Source organism: Alphaproteobacteria bacterium (assembly GCA_018667735.1).
In the GTDB taxonomy this organism is placed as follows: Bacteria; Pseudomonadota; Alphaproteobacteria; order Rickettsiales; family JABIRX01; genus JABIRX01.
The window spans coordinates 1-6849 of the sequence record JABIRX010000058.1 but is presented as its reverse complement, the minus strand read 5'-3'; the positions used below and the strand labels follow the sequence as shown (position 1 = coordinate 6849).

The window sequence follows — 6849 nt, the reverse complement described above, 5'->3', positions numbered from 1 at the left end:
TTAATCAGAAAAATATGTTACGGTAATATTTAAGAGATATTTAATTAAGGAGGGTTAATTGATAACATCCGGTAGAGAAAAAATTGATGATATAAGGAATAAAAAAGGCTCCTATCTTTAGGAGCCTTTTTTATGGTTTAAAATTGCTTTAAAAAATAGATCAGCACTAAATATCTGCTTGCTTTACCAATAGTTACAAGAGCTAAGAAAATAAAAAAATTAATCTTATAATAGCCTGCAATTAAGGTTAAGCCATCACCAATTATGGGTAGCCAGCTAAATAAAAGACAAGGTGTACCATATTTGTTGAAAATCTTTTTATATTTATTGCTTGGTGGCTTAATTTTGTAAATTAAGCCAAAGCCAAGTAACCAATTAACAACTGCTCCTAAAACATTACCACTAGTGGCACTAAGAAATAAATTATAATCATGATGACCACCTGCTGTAAATAATTTTGCAAATAATAATTCAGATTGAGCTGGAAATATAGTAGCTGCCAAAAAAGCAGAGATAAATAATAGGCTTAAATCTGACATATAATGAATTTTTTAGCTGTTAATAATTGTTGCATAAAAACGCTAATCAGCGATAAAAGCAACTTCAAATTATAGTGTGGCTAGTAATTATCATTGGAGTTGTGCTATTAATTTTCGACTAGTTAAGTGGTATAATCTTTGTTTTTATACTATATTTAGTAAAAATACTTTGAAAAATCGGTTCATTTATAGTATCTTTAAATAAACAAAGTAAAAAAATGACGGAAATTTCACACCAAGCGCATGGCATCTTGCCACTTTTATCGAGCATGATTTTATTTTTTGCTGTTGCGGGTATAGTTGTACCATTTTTAAAAAGGATAGGTGTATCACAAATATTGGGCTATTTAATTTGTGGTTTATTGGTTGGGCCGCATGGTATTAATAGTTTTGTAAGTTCATATCCATTCCTAAGTTACTTTACAATAGCAGATGAGGGGTTAGTTGCTATGATTGGAGAGCTTGGTATAGTAGCTTTAATGTTTATGATAGGCTTAGAGTTGTCGTTTAAGCGGTTAAAAGAGTTAAAAACTTATGTTTTAGGCTTAGGCTCGTTACAAATAATTTTTACCGCAATTGTAATTTCCATAATTGCTTTAGCTTTTAAGCAAACCTTACAAACTGCTATTTTAATAGGCGCTGCTTTTTCTTTATCTTCAACTGCGATAATTATTCATTTATTGCAAGAGAAGCATCAGTTAAATCAGCCTGTGGGCAAAATAGCATTTTCAGTATTATTGATGCAAGATTTAGCTGTAGTGCCAATTTTAGTTTTGGTTGGTGCTTTTAGTAATTTAGCTGAGGCGAATATTTTTATTATTTTAATGGAGGCGCTATTTACGGCTTTTGTTGCTATTTTGGTGATTTATTTTGTTGGTAAAACTATTTTGCGTCCTTTATTAAATTATCTTAGCTTGGCCAATCATCCGGAATGGTTAACTGCTATTACAATGTTTTTATTAGTATCTGCTGCGGCAATAACTGAAAGCTTTGGCTTATCAGCTGCGCTTGGTGCCTTTATGGTTGGTTTGTTAATAGCAGAAACAGAATATAAGCATGAGATAGAGGTTATTATTGAACCATTAAAAAGTATGTTGCTTGGTATTTTCTTTTTATCTATCGGTATGATGATAGATGTAAATTTATTTTTAGCACAACCTATCTGGTTTTTATTTGCTGCTCTTGCAATATTTGCGCTTAAGACTTTTATCAATTTTATCTTATGTTTACTATTTAAAGTGCCAAAAACTAGGGCAATAGAAGTGTCGGTTATATTAGCTCAATGTGGAGAATTTGCTTTTTTAATTATTGGGGTAGCTTTAGCTAAAAACTTACTTGTGCAAAATGATGCACAATATTTGTTGATGATTGTTGCAATTTCAATGTTGATTACCCCATTTACTATTAAGCTAGCAATGCCACTGAGGAAGCTAATTGCAAAAATTTTCAAAGTAAATATAACCACTGCTAAATTTGAGCAACATTTAAATCAAGAAGATCGGCATGTTATAATTGTAGGTTATGGTAGAGTTGGTAAAGTTTTGGGTGACATTTTAGAAAAACAGCTAGTACCTTATGTGGCTATAGATAAAAAGATGGAGTTAGTAGAGCAAAATAAAAAGAGAGGTTTTAAAATTTTATATGGCAATGCTAAAAGATCAGCTCTGCTTAGAAGGTTAAACATAACTAATGCGGCGGCTTTTGTGATAGCTGTGCAAGACATAAATGATAGTTTGCATATTTTAAGGGAAGTTAAAAAATTGAACCCTACATTACCTATAATTGTAAGAGCAAAAGATAGTTCTAGATTAGAGGAGCTGTATGAAAATGGTGCTAGGCATGTTATTCCTGAAACTCTTGAGTCTGGCTTACAAATAGCAAGTCACTTATTAGAGTCGTTAGGTATGAGGCATTTAGAAGCTGTAGACTTTATTGATCAAACCAGAAAAATATCTTTAATAAAGCATGCAGATTTAAGTTAGTCTATTTTTGTTTTATAAGCTTGATCTTGAGCAAAATTTAGTTTTAGCGTGAAGGTGCTTAACTTAAATTATTGTCATTTAAGTTCTTTAACCTTATTTCCTAATCTATGGATCACTTCATTAGAGCTGCAAGGTTGTAATTATTGGATATTGATATTAGATTTTTGCGCATAAGTAACATCTTAAAATATTTACCATATTTGCTGTGCAAAACACTTATTAGCTAGCAATTTTGTTAAATTTGCTTAGCATGGAAAGAGAGGGTAATATAATTTTAGTTAGCCTGCCCCAAGATTAGATCTTGCATTTAGTTAGTTACAATAATTGCGATTAGTTTTTGCGATAATTTAGTTGTATTTTAGGCAGATTATTTTTTGTAAATACAAGCTAAGACCAAGCCAATACCAATTCCTTGTAATAAACCGCCAACAAACCATAAGAATGCTAAGTCACCAGCTATGGGCATGTTTGCGTATGGGGTTGTTTGGGTAATGGCCAAAAATAAACCAGTGAGAAAACCAAATTGCAGTCCTTTACCTAGGGCTTTATTTGAATGATAGTGGCTAAAAATTATGGTAAATAAAATTGCCAAAGAGCCTTGTGTTAGAAGGGTAAATTTTAGATAATGGTTAATTTCATTTGCGTTTCGCCATAAGTTTTGATTATTGAAATATAGTTCTTTTAATATTACATCATGCCAAATATATTCAAATAATATGACAAATATAAAGACGCTAAAGGCTGATAAGGCGAAATTTAAGGATATAGATTTAGTGTTCTGATGTTTTTGCTTAGGTAGATTTTTGTAGTTTTTATTTACATTGAATTTTTTATTTGTTGCTTGCGCTTTAATTTTTGTTAAGCGAGGATTTACTTTGCTAGTATTTTTTTTAGCTTTTTCTTTTTTTTGCGGATTTTTTTTAATTGGTGCCATTTTTCTGCTATAAATTAATTATATTTAATAACTTTAGCTTGCTTTTTACAAGTAATATTATTTTTAACGCATAATTTAAATCACATTGGGCGGGTATTAGGTTGTTTGATCTTGATGTGATATATTATTATTTGTTTAAAATATAAAAATGTAACTTTAATATAAAGGGGGGGTAATATATGCTGTATGTCAGGGGGGCATCGGATGCCTTATTAAACAGCAATTAAGTTAGATATTAGTTAAAATGACAATTAAGCTTCAAACACCATATTTATTATTTACGGGCAATGCAGATGAGCGTATTAGCGCTAAAACAGCTGTAGCTATTGCTGAGTTTAGGCCAGAATTTTGTATGGGTTATAACAAAATGGCAGGTTCTAAATTAGTATTAACTAATTTGCCTGAATTAACTATAAAAGAGGCTGCTACAAAAGGTGCTAAAACTTTTATTATTGGTCTTGCAAATAGTGGAGGTTTTATAGCGGATGAATGGTTGCCCGCAATTTTGACAGCTATTAGTTGTGGCTTAGATATTGCAAGTGGTTTACATGTGAGGTTAGAGCATGTTGCTATAATCAAGGAGGCGGCAGAAAAGTTTAAGGTTAAATTGCATGATGTAAGATTTAGTACGGAAAATTTTACTACAGCCACAGGTTTAAAGCGGGGAGGTAAAAGAATTTTAACGGTTGGCACTGATTGTTCTTCGGGTAAAATGTACACGGCATTAATGGTAGAGCGCGCATTAAATCAGCAAGGTAAAAAAGCTCATTTTGTGGCCACGGGTCAAACTGGAATTTTGCTTAATTCATCGGGTATTGCGGTTGATGCGGTTATTGCTGATTTTATTGCGGGTGCAGTTGAATATATGACTCCTGCTTTAGCTGATGATCAATATTATGTTATAGAAGGGCAGGGCTCTTTATATCACCCTTCTTTTGCGGGGGTTAGTTTAGGTTTGTTGCATGGTGCTGCCCCAGATTATTTGATTTTATGTCATGATGCAGCAAGAAAGCATATGCGTCACTTGCCTGATTATAAATTGCCTGATTTGGGGGCATGTATGAAGTTAAATGAGCAATTAGGTTCATTAACTAACCGTAACATTAAAACTATAGCTATATCTTGTAACACGAGCAATATGCAAGAAGGGGCTGCGTTAGATTATTTAGCTAAAATTGAGTCAGAATTTAACCTTCCAGCGGGTGATCCATTTAGATTTTCTGCTGATAAATTACTAAAGTTAATATAATGCGTAAATTAGAAGTTAAGCGGGAGGAGTTTTTATTAAGGCAGCCTTTCAAGATTGCGCATGGCACCAGATATGTTAGTGAAGTTATATATGTTAAGTTAAGTGAGGGTAATTTTACGGGCGAGGCGGAGTCGGTTCCTTATGCTAGATATGGTGAAGATTGTGCTTTGGTCATAAAGCAAATAGAAGAGGTTAGGCTTAAAATAGAGCGGGGTGCTGGCCGGGCAGATGTGCAAAAACTACTAAAGCATGGTGCGGCAAGAAATGTACTTGATTGTGCTTTATGGTCTTTAGAATGTCATAAAGCGCAGCAATCATTGGCTGAAATGGCTAATTTAACTAAGCCAAAGCCAATAGAAACAGCATATACTTTAGTTATTGATGAGCCCCATATCATGGCAAGGGAGGCGCTTGCATTAAAGGCTAAATATCGGATTTTAAAGTTAAAATTAGCAGGTGACAAGCAAGATAAGCAGCGCATTATTGGGGTAAGAAAGGCCGCAACAGATAATGTGATTATATTAGATGCAAATGAGTCTTGGCCGCAAAGCGAATATAGCGAGTTATTAGCTATATGTGTGGCACAAAATATTGCCATGATAGAGCAGCCTTTTAGGGTTGGGGAAGATGATATTTTGTTAAAAATAAAGAGCAAAATACCAATTTGCGCGGATGAATCATGTCATATAGCTGAAGATTTAGTGGGGTTGATGGGTAAATATGAGATGATAAATATAAAATTAGATAAGGCGGGTGGTTTAACTGAGGCAATAAATTTATATAATCTTGCTAGATCTTTAAATTTTAAAATTATGGTTGGTTGTATGGTTGGCAGTTCTTTATCTATTTTACCAGCATATTATTTAGCGCAACAAGCTGATTTGGTTGATTTAGATTGTGCTTTATTGCTAAAGCAAGATAGAAATTTATTAACATATGCTAAAAACAAGATTTTTTTGTAATGTTTAAATGACGCGGTGGGATAAAACCATTATTTTTAGTGAATAAAAATCTAATCTTACAGCATTAACTACAGTTAGCAAAATTAGCATCTTGGTTAAAGTTTATTCATCAAATTGATGAGATTAAAATGGATTATACTGTTAAAAATACTAAGCAAATTGTTTTTTTTTACTAAATAATTTTATTTTACCATAATAAACCCTTGAATTCATTTATAAATCATGTTATATTGTATTTTATAAACAGTAAAGAATTGAAGGAAATTTATGGATATATTGCAAAGAATAATTCGTTTTGTAAATACAGAATCAGCATGGGCATTAACAGAAGAAATACCAAAAGAGGTAACTCAATGCGGAGCAGAAGCAGAAGCAGCAGCAAAAAATATTATAGAATTATTAGGTCGAGTAGAAGGTCAACAAAGTGGTTCATACGATCCTAGACAGAAAACAGTAGGACAAAAATCAGCAGCAGCAACTCCTTTTGTGGAAGGTGGAGATTTTAGTGGAGATGGCAAACATTTTCATCGTGTAGCTATAATTGGTAAATTGGGACGAAAATATTCAGGTTCCACAGATAAAAAAGATCTTACTCGTTCATTGTTGCAAAAAGTATATAAAAAGGATGACACTCATAAAAAAACATACTTTAACAATATGCTAGAGGCATACATACAATGTAATGCCATAATGGTTTATCAAGGAAATTATTCCATTGATAACTTAAAATCTGACCTAGGAGACCTAAGTAAAAAACCATCACCTTTCGACAGAGATAAGGTAAGTAAAGAAGAGTATAGTGGGATGATAGAAAATTTAGTAAGAAGAGTAGGCGCCGAAGCAGGAGGACTAGCAGGAGCAGGAGCAGCAGGAGCCGGAGCCGACCAAGCCACAGCCAACCAAGCCGCAGCCGACCAAGCCGCAGCAGCAGCAGCACGGGTGCCAAGCAGACGAAAACAAGTAGCAACATCACAAGGAGGAACAGCAGCATCACCAGCAGCGCAAGGAGATAATGCAGCAGCACTAAGATCAGAAAAAAGATATGCAGTATCTGATGCAGAAACAGAACTAGGAGAAGCAGGGACAGGTTCCAGAGGATCAGCATCACTAGCAGGAGTAGAAGCAGGAGTAGGGGTAGTACGACCAGCACTACCACCAACAGCAGCAGCAGCAGCAGCAGCAG

General features: G+C 33.8%; 6 protein-coding genes. 4 read left to right on the top strand and 2 right to left on the bottom strand.

Annotation, left to right across the window (positions count from 1 at the left end; translation table 11 throughout):
• Window positions 1–137: 137 nt before the first annotated feature.
• The gene (locus HOH73_06185) at window positions 138–539 is read right to left on the bottom strand and encodes a DedA family protein (protein ID MBT5828442.1); all 402 of its coding nucleotides are present in this window, start codon (window positions 537–539) and stop codon (window positions 138–140) included.
• Window positions 540–757: 218 nt separating this feature from the next.
• Between HOH73_06185 and HOH73_06180 the strand changes: the two genes are divergently transcribed.
• Window positions 758–2521 (top strand): sodium:proton exchanger, encoded by a 1764-nt coding sequence (locus tag HOH73_06180; protein ID MBT5828441.1) that lies wholly within the window; start codon window positions 758–760, stop codon window positions 2519–2521.
• Between the two features lie 367 nt (window positions 2522–2888).
• Here HOH73_06180 and HOH73_06175 read toward each other — a convergent pair whose 3' ends face one another.
• A complete protein-coding gene (locus HOH73_06175) occupies window positions 2889–3455 on the bottom strand; it encodes a hypothetical protein (protein MBT5828440.1) in 567 nt (188 codons plus the stop codon).
• 250 nt (window positions 3456–3705) lie between these two features.
• Here HOH73_06175 and HOH73_06170 point away from each other — a divergent pair, with 250 nt between their 5' ends.
• The 3 genes from HOH73_06170 to HOH73_06160 form a co-directional block, all read left to right on the top strand.
• A complete protein-coding gene (locus HOH73_06170; GenBank protein MBT5828439.1) occupies window positions 3706–4704 on the top strand; it encodes a DUF1611 domain-containing protein in 999 nt (332 codons plus the stop codon).
• Complete coding sequence (locus tag HOH73_06165; protein MBT5828438.1) at window positions 4704–5666, top strand: dipeptide epimerase; 963 nt, start codon at window positions 4704–4706, stop codon at window positions 5664–5666. The genes HOH73_06170 and HOH73_06165 overlap by 1 nt, the downstream gene beginning before the upstream one ends.
• A 267-nt stretch (window positions 5667–5933) precedes the next feature.
• A partial coding sequence (locus HOH73_06160; GenBank protein ID MBT5828437.1) for a hypothetical protein occupies window positions 5934–6849 on the top strand: 916 nt, incomplete at its 3' end.

Coding starts and splice junctions, on each gene's coding strand:
- HOH73_06175 (MBT5828440.1), bottom strand. CDS start 3,455: ATGGCACCAATTAAAAAAAATCCGCAAAAAAAAGAAAAAGCTAAAAAA.
- HOH73_06180 (MBT5828441.1), top strand. CDS start 758: ATGACGGAAATTTCACACCAAGCGCATGGCATCTTGCCACTTTTATCG.
- HOH73_06185 (MBT5828442.1), bottom strand. CDS start 539: ATGTCAGATTTAAGCCTATTATTTATCTCTGCTTTTTTGGCAGCTACT.
- HOH73_06165 (MBT5828438.1), top strand. CDS start 4,704: ATGCGTAAATTAGAAGTTAAGCGGGAGGAGTTTTTATTAAGGCAGCCT.